Here is a 19,466-nt window from a genome sequence, read left to right as displayed (position 1 = left end):
GGGAGGAGACTCCTGTGTTCGCCGCCCCCGCACCCCGTACCCGCGAACTCGGGACCGATGTCCTGGTGGTCGGTGCCGGTCTCGGTGGTCTCGCCGCCGCGCTGACCGCCGCCCGGTTCGGACACCGCGTCGTGCTCACCGAGGCGACCGACTGGCCCGGTGGCCTGTTCACCGCACAGGCGGTACCGCTCGCCGACGGCCACCGTATCGAACTGGATCCCGTCTCCCCCGGCTACCGCGATCTGCGCGAGCGGATACGCGACTTCTACCGGCGCAACTACCCGCTGTGCCCGGGGCCGTACGCCGATCCGCTGCTCGACCCCGGCCTCAGTACCACCGGTCATCTCAGCCATGAGCCGCGCGCCGCACTCGCCGTCGTCCAGGAGCTCCTCACCCCGCATCTCGCCTCGGGCCGGCTCACCCTGCTGGTCCGCCACCGCCCGGTTGCGGCCCAGGCGGACGGAGACCGGGTGGCCGCGGTCACCCTGGAGGCAGCTGACGGCGAGCTGCTGACGGTCAGCGCCCCGTACGTCGTCGACGCGACGGACCTGGGAGAGCTGCTCGACCTCGCGGGCGTCGAACATGTCACCGGCGCCGAGTCCCGCGAGGAGACCGGCGAACCGCACGCGGCCGCCGTCGCCGATCCGCTCGACCAGCAGCCGGTCTCCTGGGTCTTCGCCCTGGACCACCGCCCCGGCGAGGACCACACCGTCGACCGGCCGGCCGGATACGCCCGGTGGTCCGACGCCTTCTCCTGGGACACCGCGGAACCCGGCGGCGCCCCGGCCCGCTCCGTGCCGCTCTTCCTGCACGAGCCGGACGAGGTCCCGCCATGGGCCGCACCGCCCAACGACCGCTGGCACCAGCTGCGGGCACTGGCCCGGAGCCGGTACCTGCCCGGCACCTTCGACAGCGACATCACCCTGGTCGACTGGGAGCAGACGGCCTACACACGCCTGCCGCTCGCCGGGCTCGGGGACGAGGTACGGGCCCGCGCCGAACAAGAGGCATGCGAGCAGGCACTGTCGTTCCTCCACTGGATACAGACGCGGGCGCCCCGGCACGACGGCGGCCACGGCTACCCCGAGCTGCGCCTGCGGCCCGATGCCACCGGCACGGCGGACGGGTTCGCCAAGACACCCCACGTACGCGAATCCCGGCGCATCCGGGCCGAGTTCACCCTGTTGGAACATCATCTGACCGCTGCGGCACGGGCCGGGGCACCAGGCGCCGAGACCTTCACGGACAGCGTGGGCACCCTGCGATCCCGGATCACGCTGCACCCCGGAACCGGTGGCGGCGCCGGCCTCGATCTGGAGTGCCTGCCGTTCCAGCTGCCGCTGGGCGCACTGCTGCCCGTACGGGTGGAGAATCTGCTCCCCGCCGGGCGGAACATCGGCGCCACGCATCTCAGCGCACCCGCGCTCGGCGGGCACGCGGGCCAGTGGAGCATCGGCGAGGCCGTCGGCGCGCTCGTGTCGTACTGCCTCGAACACCGGCTGCCGCCGCGCGCGGTCCGCGGCGCCGAGCACCGGCTCGCCTCCTTCCAGAGCCGGTTGAGCAACTCGCTCGGCCTCGCCCTCGACTGGCCGGACCGGCTCCGCACCGGACCCGTGACCAGTGCCGGGGCGCTCTACGCCACTCTCTGAAACCCAACCGCCCTTCCCTCGGGAAGGGCACTTTACCGACCTGCTGGAAAACGCTTACCAATCCCGGCGGCTCACGCCCTCAGCCTGGACGGCCCTCTGTGACTGTGTCTCCCTACCGTGTACTGCTCGTCGGCGCGGGCAACATCGCCCGCGCCGTCCATATGCCGGCGTTCCTGGAACTTCCCTCGGACTTCGCAGTGGTCGGCGCCGTCGATGCCGATCCCACCTCGGCCCGCGCCTTCGCCGCCGACTTCTCGCTCCCCCACCACTCCACCGATCTCGCCGCGTCGCTGAGCGAGGTCCGTCCCGATCTCGTCGTCGTCGCCTCGCCGCCCGTCGCCCACCGGGATCAGGTCGTCGCCGCCCTGGGGGCCGGGGCGTGGGTGTGGTGCGAGAAGCCGCCCGCGCTCAGTCTCGCGGAGTACGACGCCATGACCGCCGCCGAGGGCGAGCGGGGCCCGTACGCCCCGATCGTCTTCCAGCACCGGTTCGGATCGGGCGCCGAGCACGCCAAGGCACTCATCGCCTCCGGCGAGCTGGGTGCACCGCTGGTCGCCCACTGCCAGACCACCTGGTACCGCGACGACGCCTACTACGCGGTCCCCTGGCGCGGAAAGTGGGCGACCGAGGGCGCGGGCCCCGCCATGGGACTCGGCATCCACCAGATCGATCTGCTGCTGGAACTGCTCGGGGACTGGGCGGAGATCCGGGCCATGGCGGGGCGGCTGGCCCGCGACGTCGAGACCGACGATGTCACCACCGCCACCGTGCGTTTCACCTCGGGCGCACTCGCCACCGTGGTCAACAGCGCCCTTTCGCCGCGTCAGCTGAGTCATCTGCGGATCGATCTGCGGGACGCCACGATCGAACTGAACCATCTCTACGGGTACGCAAACGGTGACTGGACCTACACCCCGGCACCGGGTGTCGAGCCCGGCAGGGCGGCCGGCTGGGCCTCCCCCGCCGAGGACGTCCCCAGCTCGCACAGCGCCCAACTCCGTTCACTCCTGGCCGACATGCGGGCGGGCCGGCGGCCCAGGGCGAGCGCCGGGGACGGCCGCCGCTCTCTGGAGCTGATCACCGCGATGTACAAGGCGGCGCTCACCGGCCGCCCCGTCCTGGCCGGCGAGATCGTCCCGGGCGATCCCTTCTACACGGCACTGCACGGCTCCGTGCCCGGCTGGGCGCCCAAGGAGTCCGGGCGGTGACCGGCCGCGTGGAAATCCACGTCGACCGCGCCCTGCTGCTCACCTTCGACGACCGGCATGTGCGCGAGTGGGCCGCCGCCGCACCGCTGTTCACGTTGTTCGGCGCCCGTGTCACCTTCTTCATCTGTGAGCCCGACCGGCTCGACCGCGACGACGTGCGGTTGCTGCGCCGGCTCGCGGACGACGGCCACACCATCGGCTGCCACGGTCTGCGGCACGAGCGGGCGCCCGAGTTCATCGCCGCGCACGGCGCGGCCGCCTATCTCGATCAAGAGGTGGTGCCCGCCCTGGAGACGCTGCGCCGCCTCGGCTTTCCGGCCCGCAGCTTCGCCTACCCGTGCAGCGCCCGCGACGAGAGCACCGACCGGCTGCTTCTCGCGCTCTTCGAGCGGCTGCGCGGCGGTGTGTCCGCCGACCGCCGCGCCGATCCGTCCCTCGCGGCCGAGTTGCGTGTCCCGGCCGGCGACATCGCCGCCCGGCGGGTCCTGCCGGGGTGCTCGGTGGACTCCGGGCGCGGGGCCGTCGCGTACGGAGACGATCTGACCGGCGTGGAGGCGGCACTGCGCCGGACCGCCGATGACGGCGGCGTGACCACGCTCTACGCCCACTGCATCGCCGACGCCCATGAGGCCAACCATGTGACACCGGCCCGGCTGGAGAAGCTCCTGGCCCTGGCCGACGGGATGTCACTGCCCTGCGTGGGCTTCGACGAGCTCCCGTGAACCACCACCGCGCCGCACACATTTCATTCAGAGGGGCCCTTTACTCATGCATGACGACCGCACACTGACCGAGGAACGGCTCGACCGTGCCCTGCGCGAGCGCATCCGCCCCGCCGTCCATCCCCGTACGGCACCCCTTGAATTCGAGGTCTGGCACGCCCCCGGCGAACCGGTGCCCTTCGCCGAGGCGGTGGCCGCCCCTTACAAGCCCGGTGCCATCGGCGACGACTGGGGGCCTGCCTGGGGCACCAGCTGGTTCCGGGTGACCGGCCGCGTCCCGGCCGACTGGGCGGGTCAGACCGTCGAAGCGGTGATCGACCTCGGTTTCGCCAGGGACCGGCCGGGGTTCTCCGCGGAGGCGCTGGCCCACCGGCCGGACGGCAGCGTGGTCAAGGCACTCAACCCGCGCAACACCTGGCTGCGCATCGGCGACCCGGTCGCAGGCGGCGAGGAGTTCAGGTACTACCTGGAGGCGGCCGCCAATCCGGAGATCCTGGACGGCGTCAGTGCGCTCGGCGACCGGGAGACCGCGGGCAGCGAGCCGCTGTACCGCGTCGAGCGGGTGGACGTCGCGGTCTTCGACCGGCAGGTGTGGGAGCTGGTCCAGGACCTGGAGGTGCTCGATCAGCTGATGCGACAGCTGCCGCTCGGTTCGGCGCGCCGCTGGGAGATCCTGCGCGCGGTGGAACGCTCTCTGGACTCGCTGGACCTGGAAGCCGTGGGCGCGAGCGCAAACGCCGCCCGGCAGCAGCTCCGGCCCGTGCTCTCCTCACCCGCGCACGCCTCCGCCCACCGGTTGTCGGCGGTGGGCCACGCGCATATCGACTCGGCCTGGCTGTGGCCGCTGCGGGAGACCGTGCGCAAGGTCGCCCGCACCACCTCCAATGTGGTGGCGCTGATGGACGACCATCCGGAGTTCGTCTTCGCGATGTCGCAGGCCCAGCAGCTGGACTGGCTGCGGGAGCACCAGCCGGCGCTGTACGCGCGCGTCAAGGAGAAGGCCGCGGCCGGGCAGTTCGTGCCGGTGGGCGGGATGTGGGTGGAGTCGGACACCAATATGCCCGGGTCGGAGGCGCTGGCCCGGCAGTTCGTGTACGGCAAACGGTTCTTCCTGGAGGAGTTCGGGGTCGAGACCGAGGAGGTGTGGCTGCCCGACTCGTTCGGCTACTCGGCGGCGCTGCCGCAGCTGGTGGCGCTCTCCGGTTCGCGCTGGTTCCTCACCCAGAAGATCTCGTGGAACACGACCAACCCGTTCCCGCACCATTCCTTCCTGTGGGAGGGGCTGGACGGCACCCGGGTCTTCACGCACTTCCCGCCTGTGGACACCTACGTGGCGGAGCTGTCCGGCAAGGAGCTCGCGCACGCCGAGAAGAACTTCCGGGACAAGGGGCACGCCACACGTTCGCTCGTCCCGTTCGGCTGGGGGGACGGAGGGGGTGGCCCCACCCGCGAGATGCTGGCGCGCGCCGGTCGTCTCGCGGATCTGGAGGGCTCGCCCCGGGTGACGATCGAGAAGCCCGCGGACTTCTTCGCCGCCGCCGAGGCCGAGTACGACCGGCCGCCGGTTTGGCTGGGTGAGCTGTATCTGGAGCTGCACCGCGGTACGTACACCTCGCAGGCGCGGACCAAACAGGGCAACCGGCGCAGCGAGCATCTGCTGCGGGAGGCGGAGCTGTGGGCGGCCACAGCGGCAGTGCGGGTCGGATTCCCTTATCCGTACGCGGAGTTGGACCGGATCTGGAAGAGCGTGCTGCTGCACCAGTTCCACGACATCCTGCCGGGTTCGTCCATTGCCTGGGTGCACCGTGAGGCGGAGGCGACGTACGCCCGGATCGCCGGGGAGCTCGAAGCGGTGATCGAGGCGGCGCAGCGGGCCCTGGCCGGTGCTGCGGACGGCGCGGGCACGGTCGTCTTCAACTCCGCTCCGCACGGCCGGGCCGGCGTCGCGGCCGGTGGCGCGGCGCTCGCGTCGGAGCAGCGGGAGCGGCCGGTGGAGGCCGAGGCGTACGACGGTGGCTTCCGGCTGGACAACGGACTGCTCCGGGTGACCGTGGACGCGCGGGGTCTGGTGGTCTCGGTCGTCGATCTGGTGGCCGGGCGCGAGACGGTCGCCCCGGGCTGTGCGGCGAATCTGCTCCAGGTCCATCCGGATCTGCCGAACCGTTGGGACGCCTGGGACGTCGATGCCTTCTACCGCAATACGGTGACCGATCTGACCGGGGCGGACGTGGTGCGCCGCAGCGGTGACGGCGTCGAGGTGGTGCGTACCTTCGGCTCGTCGCGCGTCACCCAGCTGCTGACGCTACGGCCGGGGGCCCGGCGCCTGGACATCGACACCGAGGTCGACTGGCACGAGCAGGAGAAGTTCCTCAAGGCGGCGTTCCCGATCGATGTGCGTGCCGATCACTCCACGGCGGAGACCCAGTTCGGGCACGTCCAGCGGCCGACGCACACCAACACGAGCTGGGAGGCGGCGAAGTTCGAGATCTGCGCCCATCGCTTCCTGCATGTCGGTGAGCCGGGCTGGGGTGCGGCACTGATCAACGATTCGACGTACGGGCACGATGTGACCCGTACGGTCCGCGAGGACGGCTCCACCACGACCACGGTGCGGCTGTCACTGCTGCGAGCGCCCCGCTATCCCGACCCGGCGACCGACCAGGGCGTGCACCGGCTGCGGTACGCGCTGCTGCCGGGGGCGACGATCGGTGACGCGGTGCGTGAGGGATGGCAGTTCAGCCTCCCCGAGCGCCGGGTGCCGGGGAGTGCCGCGGTGGCCCCGCTGGTCACGGTCGACGAGGACGCCGTGGTCGTGACCACGGTGAAGCTCGCCGACGACGGCAGCGGGGATGTGGTGGTCCGGCTCCACGAGGCCCACGGCGGACGGGTCTCGGCACGTCTGACAGCGGGGTTCGCGCTGGCCGGGGCGAGCGTCACGGACCTGCTGGAGCGTCCGCTCGCCGAGGAGTCCGCCGAGGTGGCGGGCGATTTCGTGCGGCTGCGGCTGCGGCCGTTCCAGATCGTGACACTGCGGCTCACGCCGAGCGAAGACGCGTGAGGCGTACGGGGTGGGTGAGCAGCGCTGCGAACCCGCCCCGTACCCTATTTTTCCATGAACGCTGGGGGGCCTGTGCGCCGAGTGATCGACGACCGTTTCGAGCTCGTGAACCGGCTCGGCAGCGGCGGTATGGGCATGGTGTGGAGGGCCCATGACCTGGCCCTGCACCGCGATGTGGCGCTCAAGGAAGTACGGCCCCCGGACCCCGCGCTCGCCGAGAACGATCCGGAGGCGGCCCGGCTGCTGCGGGCGCGGGTGCTGCGCGAGGCCCGTGCGCTGGCCCGGCTCGACCACCCGGGCGTCGTCACGGTCCACCACATCGTGGACGGCGGCGAGCACGCGTACCCATGGATCGTGATGGAGCTGGTGCCCGGCGCCTCGCTCGCGGAACGCCTCGCCGAGGGCACCCTCACCCCCGTCGAGGCTGCCGAGCTCGGCCGCGGGGTGCTGTCCGCGCTGCGCGCCGCCCACGCCGCCGGTATCCATCACCGCGACGTGAAACCGGCCAACGTACTGCTGCGGGCCGACGGCAGTCCGGTGCTCACGGACTTCGGTATCGCCGCGATCCGTGAGTCCACGAGCCTGACGGCGACCGGCTCCATCATCGGCTCCCCCGACTACATGGCGCCCGAGCGGATTCGCGGCGAGGAGGGCGACCCCTCGTCGGACCTGTGGTCGCTCGGCATGATGCTGTACGTCGCCGTGGAGGGCCGGCATCCGCTGCGCAAGGCCACCACGCTGGCGACGCTGGCGGCCGTGCTGGACGAGGAGATACCGCCGCCCCGGCAGGCCGGTCCGCTGACTCCCGTACTGAACGCGCTGCTGACCCGGGACACCGCCGCGCGGCCCGGGGCCGGGGAACTGGACCGGATGCTGGCGTCGGTGGGCGCCCCGTCGAGTGAGCCGGTCGGGGCGCCTCGGCAGAGCCCCGCGGCTCCGCGCGATGCGGTGCCGCAGCACCCCGAGCCGGACACGCGGCAGGATGCGGTGCCGCCCGGCCACGAGCCCGCCGGCCGGACCGCGGTCCTGCCCACGGCCCCCGTCCGTCGACCGGCCGGGGCGCCCGAGGCCGGTCGTCACCCCGTCGCCGCGCCCGCCCGTCCGGAGCCCGCGACGCTGGGGACGCACGAGATCCGCCGCCGGGTCCGGCGGGGCCGCGCCATCGCGATAACCACCGCCCTCGCGGGGACCGCCCTGACCGGTGTCCTGGTGTGGTCGCTGCTGCCCGCCCCGGACACGAACGCTTCCGGCAGCACGCCGTCCGTTTCGGACCGCACCTCCAGCAGCCCGTCAAGCACCGCGACGGAGAAGGCGAAGGAGGCGGAGACCAAGGATCTGCTGACACCGGCCGGGGCACGGTCCGTCATCGCCGCGCTCAAGCCGGTGATGGGCGGCAGTCGGGTCACCTCGTTCTCACTGTACGAGGAACACGCGCGCATCGAGGCCCCGGTCAAGAACAAGAAGGGTCTGTACGACGTCTACGCGTACCGGGACGGCGAGGCCACCCGCGAACGGGCGGGTGGCACCCTCATGCCGGGTGCCAAGTCCGTGGACCTGGAAAAGTTCGACTGGGACGCCCTCCCGGGGCTGATACGCCGGGCGGACAAGGAGCTCGGCGTCACCGAACCCACCAGCCACTACGTGGACATCGATCCGGCCTCCCCGTTCGACGACCACCAGCCGACCCTCAGTGTCTATGTCTCGGACGAGTACGGCGGCGCCTATCTGCGGGCCGACATCAACGGCAAGGTGCTCAAGAAGTATCCGCGCAACGGCTGAACCGGGCGCGGGTCAGCCGAGCAGCCGCACCAGCACCAGCAGCACGGCCGCGAGGGCCACGCCCATCACCAGCGTCCAGAAACCGGCCGGGAACCCGCCGACACGCTCCCTGACCTCGGCCGGCGGGGAGACGCTGTTCGCGCGGGCCAGCCATTCGCGCGGCGGGTTGTTGGGGATGACGACCCGCCAGGGCTGCTCGGGGTCGTACTCGACGACCGCCCTGGACCGGTGCAGCAGGCCCTGCAGGTCGAGGGGGTGAATGACCTGGACCCGGTAGGCGGGGAGCTCGTCGGGCATCACGGTCAGGTCGAAGGCGAACACGGACTCCACCGACCGCCCGTCGAGGACCGGCCGGCCGGTCTTCTTGCCGACGGTCTTCACCCCGTTGACCACGGCGGGCGCGAAGGCCCGCGGCCCGCCGGAGCGCAGCCCCGACATCGCGATGTTCGTCCGCAACGGCTCGGCCACATCACCGAGAATCGTCAGGACCAGGGCCGTCGCGGGGATGCCGGTCAGCAGCAGCCAGCGGGGGCCGTCCATGGCGCCCTGGGCCAGCGCGGCGAAGGAGAGTCCGATACAGAGGGCGGCCACCAGCCTGAGCGAGGAGAAGAGCCTGCGCAGGGACGATATCGATCGGTTCATGAGAGGCGCAGCAGCTTTCGGTGGGGAACCGCGACGCGGGTGAGAGCGGGGTCGCCGGGGCGGTCGGCGTCGTACACGGCGAGGACGTCTCGTCGCAGGGCGCTGCGTTCAACGACGGCCGGGACCTCGTGGCGCACCCCGGCCTTGTCGTCGAACACCACAGTGATCTCACCGTACTTGCGGCCCACCGGCCGCCAGCCCTCCAGCACGGCGTCGGCCGTGGTGTAGCGGCGGGACAGCCTGCGCAGTCCCGCGGTGCGCCGCAGGCTCACTGCCGCACCCCACCAGGCGACGAGGCAGCCCACGCCCGCGGCGGACCACAGGAAGGTGAGCCACTGGGAGACGGAGAAATGGCCGAGCGGAAGGAAGATGTGGAAGCTGGTGACGGTGCTGTACTCGACCTGGCCGTCCGCCACCGCGTCGTACCAGCCGGCTGCGGCTGCGACGGCGGAGAGTGTGACCATCGCGCCCGGTGCCGCGCGGTGCAGGTACCGGGCGGAGAGCAGACCGAGGGCGACGGCACAGACCATTCCGAGCATCGGGGACATGGACGCGAACTGGTCGCTGGCGCAGCCCCCGGTCGCGTCGCAGGCCCATCGCACGCCTGACGCCTCGTAGCTGGAGATGTACCACATCATCCAGACCTGCCACACCATCAGCGCGCAGGCGATGACACGCATCGCCTGCGCATAGGCTCTCTGCCGCACTGTCCGCCCTTGTCCTTGCCGCGTCATCGGGGCTTTGACGTGCCCCGATGGACCTTATAGGTGCTGTCCACACGCTGTCCGTGATCCACACCACGCGGCCGGACCCCGGCAACGCTCAGACGGCGCTCTCCAGCGCCTTCGGTACCCAGCGGAGCTGAGCGGCCTCCTGGAACATGGCCCCGCCTTCATGCCCGTTGAACGGGTAGACCTCGATCTCTTTCTCGCCGCGGTATGCGTTGTGGGCGGCGAAGACCGTGGACGGCGGGCAGGTCTGGTCCATCAGGGCGACGGAGAAGAGCGCGGGGGCGCTGCCCCGGGCGGCGAACGACACCCCGTCGAAGTACGAAAGGGTGCGCAGGACGGTCTCCTCCTTGCCGCGGTGCATCTTGAGATAGCGGGCTATCTCCGAGTAGGGGTTGGCGTCGGTAAGGGTGACGGCCCGTCCGAAGTGGCAGAGGAATGGCACATCGGCGGCGATCGCCGCCAGGTCGGGAACGAGTCCGCCGACCGCGAGGGTGATGCCGCCGCCCTGGCTGCCGCCGAGTGCGACCGTGCGTGCGGGGTCGGCGAGCGGATGGGAGCGGGCCGCTTCCACGGCGCGTACGGCATCGGCGTAGACCCTGCGGTAGTAGTAGCGCTCCGGGTCCTCGATGCCGCGAGTCATGAAGCCGGCGTGGGAGGGTCCGGAGCCGACCGGGTCGGGGGTGTCGCCGACGTTGCCGCCGCTGCCCTGGCCGCGTACGTCCATGATGAAGTGGGCGAAGCCGGCCAGCGGCCACATGCCCCAGCAGTGCGGGAGACTGCGGCCGCCGTTGTAGCCGTGGAACTGCACGATGAGCGGGAGCGGGCCCTCGGCGCGTGCGGGGGCGCTGAACCAGCCCTTGACCGGATGGCCGCCGAAGCCCGCGAACGTGGTGTCCCAGGTGCGCAGTCCGGTCAGCCCGGTCTCGACGGGTTCGAAGGAGACCGCGGGGTCGTGGGCGCGGGTCTCTGCCAGGGTCTTCGACCAGAAGGCGTCGAAGTCGTCCGGTTCATCGATCCGCGGCCGGTAGTCGCGCAGTTCGTGGAGCGGCAGGTCGAACAGGGCCATGGTTCGGGGCTCCTCACGGTGTTGCGTGGAGCGGCGGGGCCGGGTGCTGTCAGGTGCGCCCGGCCCCGCCAGTTCATCGGATGGGTCAGTCGGTCAGTTGGACGGCCCGCAGGCCGGCGGCGCTCTTGGAGTTGTTGGCGATGGCCGCGCCCCATTCGGACCAGCCGCGCGCCCGCCCGTCGTTGTCGATGTCGTTGACCACGACACCGAGTCCGATGGATGCGGTCGGCTTGCCGGCGAGGCCGAGCGAGGCCCACGGCACCGTCACCGTGTAGTGGGTGGTGGTGCCGTCACGGGTGATCTGGGCGGTGGCACCCGGGGTCGGGCCTGCGGACTGGCCGGACGGCGGCCGCCAGGTGTAGACCTGCGGCTTGCCGCCGACGAGCGAGGCGCCGACCTCGACGTACTGTCGGCTGCGGCCGGGCAGCTGGGGGGTGACGGCGAACTGGATGCTGTCACCCTGCCACATGTTCTCGGCGGTGGTGGCGGGCTGGGCCAGGACGTTGTCGGTGATCTCGCCCTTGAGTACGAGCCCGGTCTCGGTGTACTGGGGCCGCAAGGTGCCGGAGAGGTCGGACGCGCCGTTGTAGCCGCCGGTGTAGTACAGGGAGCCCTGGGTGGCCACGTCGATGGGTGTGGTGGTGTTCGTACCGGCGGGCTGGACGGCGCCCCAGCCGTTCCAGGTGCCCACGGGGGTCCTGGTGCCGTCGGGGCTGCTGATGTAGGCGGCAGTCCAGTAGCGGTTCCACGGCTTGATGTTGCGCGCGTCCACGGTGTACGAGGTGCTGGACTCGGTGCCGACTTCGATCGGCCCGTCGATGGTGCCCCGGTCCAGATAGGTGGTGCCGGAGTTCACCTGCCATTCCAGCTTGGTGAGGTCGAGCGCGGAGCGGGCGCGGTTGTTGGTGACGGTGACCTGGAGTGCGGCGGTGAACGGCGCCGCCTTCTTCACCACCGGGTCGAAAGTGACCTCGGTCGGGGGCACCACCTCCGTGTCATCGGTGATGCGGCCGAGGGTCAACGGCCCGAATCCGACCGTGCCGCTCACCGAGCGCGTCCCCGTCAGGGCCGACGTGGGCAGCTCGACGGTCTTGCGGGTGACCTGGCCGGGCTTGGCCGTCAGGCGGTACGTCTCCCCCGCCACGCGGAACTGCACGGGCCAGGGCACCGGGAGGTGCCCCTTCGTGCGGTCGACCTCGAGTACCGCCCTGACGGGCTCCTCCGTGTTGGTGCGCTCGGGGAGTTCGAGGGAGTAGGCGGGGGCGGCGACGGACTTGACGCCGGTCACCGCGCCCTTGACGTACAGCACCTTGCCGTCGACCCCGAGCTGCACCTTGCCGCCGGCCGGGGTGTAGGTCTTCGCCCGGCCGAACTGGTCCGTGACGGTGACCGGGCCGCTGGCCGAGAGCTCCACCGTTCCGGGTGTCGTCGCGGTCGTGTACAGCGCCCGGACGGTGTCGGTGCCGGTGCCGAAGCGGTAGGAGCGGACGGCGTCGGAACCGGCGTCGTCACGGCCGGCGTACGCACGGCCCGCGAGCTGGCGGATCAGGACGCCCTCGGTGACCACGGACGGCTTGGGCTGCCAGGCCTTGACGTCGGTGGTGGGCCGCTTGAACGCACCGAAGTTGTGTTCCTTGTTGTTGGCGTCGGTGCCGTCGTTGGCGAGGTCGTACCAGTAGTAGCGGTCGACGCCCGAGGCGAACGAGAAGATCTGGGCGCGCGGCACATAGGCGGCCTGCAACGCGGGGGTGACGCCGTCGCTGTGGGTGGGGTAGCCGTTCTCGGTCATCCACAGCGGGAAGTCCTTGCCACCTGCCGCGTCCAGATCGGCGCGCACCTGCGGCAGTTTCTCCAGGGCCACCTCGGGCGGGTTCGGGTAGCCGTATTGGTGGACGCTGAGCGCGTCCATGTAGTCCAGGCCGCCGATCGCGTACAGCCGCTTCAGCCAGTCGGTCGTGAGACCGGCCGTGGCGCCGCCGACGACGGTGGCGTCCGGGACCTTGGCGTGCACCTTGCCGAAGCTCGCCCTGAGCAGCTTGAGGTAGCAGTCGGCGGTGATACCGCAGGTGCCGTTGTTGAAGCCGGTCGAGTTGTACTCGTTGTAGATCTCGACCTCCTTCGTGGACTGCTGGTACTTCTCCACGACGGCGGCGGTGTACTTGCCGTAGGCCTCCAGCGCCGCGTCGGATGCCGGTGTCCGGTTGCTGTCGTAATTGGCGTTCCGGTAGCCGGAGATGGGCAGGGCGGTCAGCCCCTGCGCCTTGGCGTACGGGATGTGCTGGTCGGTGGAGTAGTTGCTCCAGGTGTACTCGCCGGGAGTCTTCTCGATGGCGCTCCAATTGATGTCGGAGCGTATCCCGTGCATGCCCATCAGCTTGACCGAGCGCAGCAGCTTCTGGTCGTCGCCGTCGTTCCACCCGTAGTGGATGCCGGTGCCGAAGCGGGGGTCCTTCTGCTCGTGGCCGGCAAGCGCGGTCAGTACGCCGAAGTCGGCGGTACGGGTGGTGGCGCCCGCGGTCGCCGTGAGCGTGTAGTAGCCGCTGCCGAGCTTGGTGACGTCTACGGTGGCCGTTCCGCCCGAGACCGGTGCGGTGCCCGACGCGAGCGTCAGGCCCTGGTCGTCGATGGCCTTCCAGGCCACCGAGGCCTCGTCGGAGGTCAGGGTGATCTTCGCCTGTCCCTTGATGAAGAGCAGGTCGGGCGAGGTGACGGTGAGGGTACCGGCCGCGTGGGCGGCCGGGGCCGTGCCGGGCAGGGGTGCTGCCACCAGCAGGCAGCCGAGCAGGGCGGCGGCGCTGCCCCATGCGGCGGGCCGTCTGGAGCGGCCCATTACTCTGGCCGGTGCCAGGGGACCTGGCCGGATCGTGCCGTTCTGTTCCATCGAGGTGTCCTCTCGATCGGATCGGCGCGGTGCGTCCTTGGGTGGTCCCGGGTGGTGGTGTGCTCCGTCGGCTGTACCCCGGCGGAGCACACCGGCCCGTGTGCCGTCGGCGCGCACCGCTGCCGCCGTCGGCCGGCGCGGACCGGGTCCGCGCGTGTGCCCGGGTGGTTCTCATCCCTTGAGGCCGGTGAAGCCTCCCCCGCCTCGTACGATCTGCCGCTGGAAGATCAGGAACAGCACGACCGGGGGCAGGATGGCGAGCAGCATCCCGGCGATGAGCAGCGACTGTTCCGCCGTTTCCGCGAGGCGCGGCAGTGCGGCGGAGATGGGCTGCTTCTCGGTGTCCGGGATGACGATCAGCGGCCAGAGGAAGTCCTTCCAGGAGTTCATGACCGTCAGCAGGGTCACCACCGCGAGGATCGGCCGCGACATGGGCAGCACGATCCGGCGGAAGATGATGAACGGGCCGGCGCCATCGACCTTCGCGGCCTCGAAGAGTTCGCGCGGGATGCCGTCGAAGAACTTCATCACGATCAGTACGGTGAAGGCGCTCGCGGCGTGCGGCAGCCAGACGCCCCAGGGGCTGTTGGCGAGCGAGATTCCGAGGCCCGGCAGATCGAGCACGGTGAGGTAGAGCGCCACCAGGGAGATGGAGCCGGGGATGAAGAGGGTGGCGAGCACCATCCACCGCACGGGCGCCGCCCACTTGGGGCGCAGCACGGACAGGACGTAGCCGCCGGTGGTGGCGACGACGAGATGGGCGACGACCGAGCCGGTGACCAGGACCACGGTGTTCCAGAGGTAGTGGCCGACCTGGAGTTCGTTCCAGGCGCGGGAGAGGTTGTCCCACTGCGCGTGGTCGGGCCAGGGTGCCAGCGGCTCGCGCAGCAGCTCCTGGGTCGGTGAGACGGCGCCCTTGAAGGTCCAGTAGAAGGGTGCGGCGCCGAACGCGAGCAGCAGGAGGAGCGAGAGCCCCTGGACGGAGCGGAGCGAGACGCGCACGGAGGTCCGCCGGCGGTCGGCGGTGGAGATGAGTCCGCGTCCGCTCTCCTCGGGACGGTTCCTGCGGCGGGTGCGAAGGGGGATCTGTACAGCCATCAGTTGCTCCAGCTCTTCGTCGCCCGCAGATAGATCGCCGAGAGCACGCCGAGCACGAGGGCCAGCAGCACGCTGAGCGCGGTCGCGGCTCCGTAGTCGCCGTTCTGGAAGGCGTAGTTGTAGATCAGCATCAGGACAGTGACGGTGGAGTCCTCCGGGCCGCCGTCCGTCATCACGAAGGGTTCGGTGAAGACCTGAAGGGTGCCGATGATCTGGAGCAGCAGCATGATCAGGATGACCCCGCGCAGCGACGGCAGGGTGATGTGCCAGACCCGGCGCCAGATACCCGCGGCGTCGATCTCGGCGGCCTCGTACAGTTCGGTCGGTACGGAGCCGAGCGCCGCCAGATAGATGATCACCGTGGAGCCGAAGCCGGCCCAGGTGGCTTCCAGGACGATCGACAGCATCGCGGTGTCGGTGGACTGGAGCCAGGGGTACGGGCCGAGGCCCACATGGGCCAGCAGCTGGTTGAACAGGCCGGCGTCCGGGTCGTAGAACCATTTCCAGAGCAGGACGGAGACCACCGGGGGAATGGCCACCGGAAGGTAGGCGAGGATTCGGAACAGCGTGCTGCCGCGCCGCAGTTCGGCGATGAGCACCGCGAGGAAGAGCGGCACCGGGAAGCCGATCAGCAGGGCGAGCGCCGCGAACAGTGCGGTGTTCTTGACGGCCGTCCACAGCAGCGGGTCCTCCAGCACATGCCGGAAGTTGTCCAGTCCCACCCAGGTGCCGGGGCCGATCAGATTGGTCTGCTCGAAGCTGAGCTGCACGCTCCGGACGATCGGCCACCAGGAGAAGTAGGCGAAGCACAGCACCATGGGCAGGCCGAACAGGATGGTGGTGACACCTCCTTGCCTGACCCAGTGGACGAAGCGTTCCGCCGGGCCGCCGCGACGCGGGGAGGCGGTGCGCGGCGGCCCGTCCGACGTCCGCGTCCGGAGCGCGGAGGGGCCGGCGGAACGGCGTTTCTGCGTCCGGTTCTTCTCGGTGCGGTTCCCGGCGGGCGCGACAGGCGCGTGTGACCTGCTCATTGACGTCTCCTCGCCTCTCCTCGTGCTGTGCTCAGTGCCTGATGTGCCGGACACGCCTTAGTTCTGCGCCCGTTCCACCTGGGACTTGACCTGTGAGGCGGCCTTCTTCAGCTGCTCGGCCGGGTCGGCGTCCTCGCGTGTCAGTACGGCCTGGACGGCGCTGTCGAGGGCCTTGTAGACGTTCTGTGCCTCGACGGGCGGCTCGATGACCAGCTCGTATTCACCGAGTGCCTTGCTGTACGGGGCGAAGTGCGCGACCGGCACATTGGCCTGCTTGTCGATTGCGGCCTGGACCGGGTCGGCGATGGCCGGTTTGTAGAACGGGACGGTCGGCGCACCGATGACGGCGCCGTCCTTCTTCTTGGCCGCCGCGTCCTTCTCGCCGAGCGCGACGTCGTACTTGGGAGCGAGGTAGTAGAAGTCGATGAACTTCGCCGCGGCCTCACGCTGTTGCGGGGTGGCCCTGGGGCTGATCACGGCGATGGTGCCGCCGGCCAGGGTCCGCTTGCTGCTGCCGTCCGTGGGGATGGCGGAGAGCCCGATGGTCTCCGGGTCGCCCTTGTACTGCTGGATGTAGTGGCCGATGATGCTGGGCCCGGCGATCGTCATGCCGATCTTTCCGGCGGAGAAGTCCTTCTCCATGTCGGTGAGGTTGCGCAGCTGGTTCTTGCCCATCGACTGATCCGTCCAGCGCATCTCCTTGAGCGCCTTCAGGGACTTCTCGGCGCCGCTGTCGGAATGGTCGAAGGTGTTGGCCCACTTGCCGCCGGACTCCTCCTGCATGGTGTCACCGAATGAGTAGGCCATGGCGGTGAGCATCCAGCCACCGGTGTTCTCCTTGGTCATCTGGGCGTAGCCGGTGGCATCGGTCTTCTCGGAGATCGCCTTGGCCGCGGCACGGACCTCGGGCCAGGTGGCCGGCGGCTGGTCGGGGTCGAGTCCGGCCTTCTTGAAGAGATCCCGGTTGTAGACCAGTCCGAGCGCATACTCCTCGGTGGGTATTCCGTAGATCTTGCCGTCCAGGCCCTTCGCGGCGCCGAGCGCGACCTCGTTGAAGTCCTCGCTGTGCTTCAGCCTCTTGAAGTCGGCGGTGAGGTCGGCGATCTGCTTACGCTTGATCAGGCCCGACATCTCGGTGAGCGGCACCCGGACGATCGTCTCCAGGCTGCCGCCGCCGACCTTGGTCTGGAAGCTCTGCTGGTCGTACTGGTACTCGTTCGTCTTGATCTTGATCTTGGGGTTGGCCTTCTCGAACTCCGCCACCCGCGCGTCGAAGGTCTTGAGTGAGGCCGCATCGGTGGCCGGCGGGCGCCCGGAAACGGTGATGGTCACCGTACCGTCGCCGGCGGTGTCACTGCCGGAACCGGAACACGAGGCAAGCACGCAGACGAGCGCACCCGCGGTGACGCCCGTCAGGGCGATGCGCAGGGAGGGTCTCATCGGGGACTCCATTCAGGGGCAGACCGGAACCGGCTGGAAAGCGTTTTCCAGCCGGGGTCACCTTGCACCGCCCAATATCGCTGCGTCAATGGGTTCGGGATGGACTTCTGACCCGGGTTCTCACCGCATGCCCCTTGCCCGACCGTTGACATCGACTTAGCCTCTGGAAAACGTTTCCCAAGCGTTGCCGGAGATCGTCGGTCCGACGATCGCGAGCTGGAGGACATCCCGTGCACCCTGCCTGGTCGGCCGCCGAGTACGACCGCGCCCTGCTGCGAGCGGCCCTTTCCGAGGGCGACCGCTGCTGGGACTCCGAGGCGAACCTGCTGCAGGTCGAAGCCCCGTACAACCCCATCCACACCCGCATCAAGGGCGGCCCTGCGCACCCCACCCGCAACTCCCTGCAGTACGCGCTGCTCCTGCTCGAACGGGACGGTGACGGCGACGGCGAGCGCGCCCACTCCGTGATCCTGCGGATCGCGGAGCTCCAGGACCGGTTGACGGAGAGCGCCACCTACGGCATCTGGGGCTATTACGCCGAGGAACCGGCAGCGAGGATGGACCCCGCCGACTGGAACTGGGCGGACTTCCTCGGTATCCAGCTGCTGCTGGTGCACGCCCGGCACGGCGACCGTCTGCCACCCGCGGTGCTGCGTGAACTCCGGGAGTCGGTACGGCACGCGGCGGCGTCGATCGTCCGCCGGAATGTCCACATGGCGTACACCAACGTCGCCGTGATGGGTACGTTCGTCACGCTTGCCGCCGGGAGGATCCTCGACGACGAGGCGCTGTTCGCCTACGGCAAGGACCGCATGGTGCGGCTGTGCGAGGCGATTGACAGCACCGGCAGCTTCACCGAATTCAACAGCCCGACCTACTGGGGTGTCGTGTTCCAGACGCTGACCCTGATCAGGGAACACGTCCGGGACGAGGAGGTGCTGGAGCTCAACAACCGGCTGCACGACCGGCTCTGGCTGCACTTCCTGGCCCGCTGGCACCCGCCGACCCGTCAACTCTCCGGCCCCATGGCCCGCTGCTACAGCAACGATCTGGGCGTGCCACCGTTCCTGGTGAAGGCGGTACGCGGTGTGCTGGGAACCCCGGAGATCGGCCCTGTCCGGGGGGAGATGTCGATCGGTGTGCACGCCTGTGTGGACTACCGCATGCCCGACTGGGCCCTGCCACGACTGCTGGCACTGAAGGGTGAGCGTGAGCACCGGGAGCTCTTCGCCGAGAGCCCTTCCCCGGAGACGGGAACCACCTGGCTGGACGCGGTCACCACACTGGGCAGCGTGAACCACCAGGACACCTGGCTGCAGCGCCGCCCACTGTTCGGCCACTGGGTGCGCCCCGACGGCTCCCCCGGGCATCTGCACGTCCATCTGATGAAGGACGACGGGGCGGAGGACTTCGACTTCGCGTCCGGTGTGCTCTCCACCGTGCAGAGCGGCCCGCATGTGGCCTGGCTGACGGGTTTTGCCTGCCCGGCGGGAGACCGGCACCACCACCTCGACATGATCGAGCCGGGTGACCGGTTCCGGGCGCGGTCGCTGCGTCTGGTGGTGGACGTGATCGGTGCGCCGCCCGTAGCGGAGGCGTCCGTGGTCGACGGCGATGTCGACCTCGACCTGGGGACGGCGCGGCTGGGCTTCAGCCTGGCCGGGGGCAGTTTCGGCGGCCGTACGCCGACGGCCCGGCTGGTCCCGCTCGCTGACGGGGTGCGGATCGAAGTCGTCCTTTTCGACAGCGCGACCCCGGTCGAGCTGGACTGGGCGGCGTTGGGCGACACGTTCGCGGCGGGGACCCTTTCCCTCGTGCCGTCCGGTACGGAGCAGGGCGGGGAGCCGGTGCCGGATCCCGAGGTGGATGTGGTCGGCGACTGCGCCGAGGTGTGCTGGACAACCCCTCAGGGACGCCGGCTGACAGTGCGCGGCGGCCGGTCGGTCGTATCCCGCGAGGAGCACGCCGCGCTGCACTCCGCGACGGTGGACGGCGCGGCACCGCCGTCGCCCCGCCTGTCGGAGACCCTGCTGGTGCCGTAGACACCCAGGAGCTCCGCCTCGGCCCGAGGCCGGAGCGGAGCTCCCTCGGCAGGAGCCGGCGTGAAAAACAACGCCGTGCTGGACCGAAGCCGGGGCTCGATCGTCCTGCGGTCCGGCGA

General features: G+C 70.3%; 13 protein-coding genes. 6 read left to right on the top strand and 7 right to left on the bottom strand.

The window, feature by feature from the left end; genetic code table 11:
* The first annotated feature begins 14 nt into the window (after nt 1–14).
* The 5 genes from OG609_RS38175 to OG609_RS38155 all read left to right on the top strand — a co-directional run bounded on the left by OG609_RS38175 (nt 15) and on the right by OG609_RS38155 (nt 8,416).
* Entirely contained in the window at nt 15–1,649 is a 1,635-nt protein-coding gene (locus OG609_RS38175; protein ID WP_327276989.1) for an FAD-dependent oxidoreductase, read from the top strand.
* A gap of 98 nt (nt 1,650–1,747) precedes the next feature.
* Entirely contained in the window at nt 1,748–2,857 is a 1,110-nt protein-coding gene (locus OG609_RS38170; protein WP_327276988.1) for a Gfo/Idh/MocA family protein, read from the top strand.
* Nucleotides 2,854–3,579, top strand: coding sequence for a polysaccharide deacetylase family protein (locus OG609_RS38165; protein WP_327276987.1), 726 nt, complete (start codon nt 2,854–2,856; stop codon nt 3,577–3,579). Before OG609_RS38170 ends, OG609_RS38165 begins: the two co-directional genes overlap by 4 nt.
* A gap of 46 nt (nt 3,580–3,625) precedes the next feature.
* Entirely contained in the window at nt 3,626–6,637 is a 3,012-nt protein-coding gene (locus OG609_RS38160) for an alpha-mannosidase (protein WP_327276986.1), read from the top strand.
* A gap of 54 nt (nt 6,638–6,691) precedes the next feature.
* Nucleotides 6,692–8,416 (top strand): serine/threonine-protein kinase, encoded by a 1,725-nt coding sequence (locus OG609_RS38155; protein ID WP_327276985.1) that lies wholly within the window; start codon nt 6,692–6,694, stop codon nt 8,414–8,416.
* A gap of 12 nt (nt 8,417–8,428) precedes the next feature.
* Here OG609_RS38155 and OG609_RS38150 read toward each other — a convergent pair whose 3' ends face one another.
* The 7 genes from OG609_RS38150 to OG609_RS38120 form a co-directional block, all read right to left on the bottom strand.
* Entirely contained in the window at nt 8,429–9,058 is a 630-nt protein-coding gene (locus OG609_RS38150) for a hypothetical protein (RefSeq protein ID WP_327276984.1), read from the bottom strand.
* Entirely contained in the window at nt 9,055–9,765 is a 711-nt protein-coding gene (locus OG609_RS38145) for a hypothetical protein (protein WP_327276983.1), read from the bottom strand. Before OG609_RS38145 ends, OG609_RS38150 begins: the two co-directional genes overlap by 4 nt.
* Nucleotides 9,766–9,880: 115 nt before the next feature.
* Complete coding sequence (locus OG609_RS38140) at nt 9,881–10,855, bottom strand: acetylxylan esterase (protein ID WP_327276982.1); 975 nt, start codon at nt 10,853–10,855, stop codon at nt 9,881–9,883.
* A gap of 85 nt (nt 10,856–10,940) precedes the next feature.
* On the bottom strand, nt 10,941–13,736 hold the full coding sequence (locus OG609_RS38135; RefSeq protein WP_327276981.1) for a hypothetical protein: 2,796 nt from the start codon (nt 13,734–13,736) through the stop codon (nt 10,941–10,943).
* 171 nt (nt 13,737–13,907) lie between these two features.
* A complete protein-coding gene (locus tag OG609_RS38130; protein WP_327276980.1) occupies nt 13,908–14,834 on the bottom strand; it encodes a carbohydrate ABC transporter permease in 927 nt (308 codons plus the stop codon).
* Complete coding sequence (locus tag OG609_RS38125; protein ID WP_327276979.1) at nt 14,834–15,865, bottom strand: carbohydrate ABC transporter permease; 1,032 nt, start codon at nt 15,863–15,865, stop codon at nt 14,834–14,836. Before OG609_RS38125 ends, OG609_RS38130 begins: the two co-directional genes overlap by 1 nt.
* 57 nt (nt 15,866–15,922) lie before the next feature.
* The gene (locus OG609_RS38120) at nt 15,923–17,305 is read right to left on the bottom strand and encodes an extracellular solute-binding protein (protein ID WP_327276978.1); all 1,383 of its coding nucleotides are present in this window, start codon (nt 17,303–17,305) and stop codon (nt 15,923–15,925) included.
* 230 nt (nt 17,306–17,535) lie between these two features.
* Between OG609_RS38120 and OG609_RS38115 the strand changes: the two genes are divergently transcribed.
* On the top strand, nt 17,536–19,347 hold the full coding sequence (locus OG609_RS38115) for a hypothetical protein (RefSeq protein ID WP_327276977.1): 1,812 nt from the start codon (nt 17,536–17,538) through the stop codon (nt 19,345–19,347).
* The last annotated feature ends 119 nt before the right edge of the window (nt 19,348–19,466 follow it).

The organism is Streptomyces sp. NBC_01224, assembly GCF_036002945.1.
In the GTDB taxonomy this organism is placed as follows: Bacteria; Actinomycetota; Actinomycetes; order Streptomycetales; family Streptomycetaceae; genus Streptomyces.
The sequence above is the reverse complement of the archived record's forward strand: the minus strand, read 5'-3'. Positions and strand labels throughout refer to the sequence as shown.

Bases quoted from the DNA above. Each gene is read 5' to 3' on its own strand.
- OG609_RS38160 (WP_327276986.1), top strand. From the start codon at position 3,626: ATGCATGACGACCGCACACTGACCGAGGAACGGCTCGACCGTGCCCTG.
- OG609_RS38155 (WP_327276985.1), top strand. From the start codon at position 6,692: ATGAACGCTGGGGGGCCTGTGCGCCGAGTGATCGACGACCGTTTCGAG.
- OG609_RS38150 (WP_327276984.1), bottom strand. From the start codon at position 9,058: ATGAACCGATCGATATCGTCCCTGCGCAGGCTCTTCTCCTCGCTCAGG.
- OG609_RS38140 (WP_327276982.1), bottom strand. From the start codon at position 10,855: ATGGCCCTGTTCGACCTGCCGCTCCACGAACTGCGCGACTACCGGCCG.
- OG609_RS38135 (WP_327276981.1), bottom strand. From the start codon at position 13,736: ATGGAACAGAACGGCACGATCCGGCCAGGTCCCCTGGCACCGGCCAGA.
- OG609_RS38130 (WP_327276980.1), bottom strand. From the start codon at position 14,834: ATGGCTGTACAGATCCCCCTTCGCACCCGCCGCAGGAACCGTCCCGAG.
- OG609_RS38125 (WP_327276979.1), bottom strand. From the start codon at position 15,865: ATGAGCAGGTCACACGCGCCTGTCGCGCCCGCCGGGAACCGCACCGAG.
- OG609_RS38120 (WP_327276978.1), bottom strand. From the start codon at position 17,305: ATGAGACCCTCCCTGCGCATCGCCCTGACGGGCGTCACCGCGGGTGCG.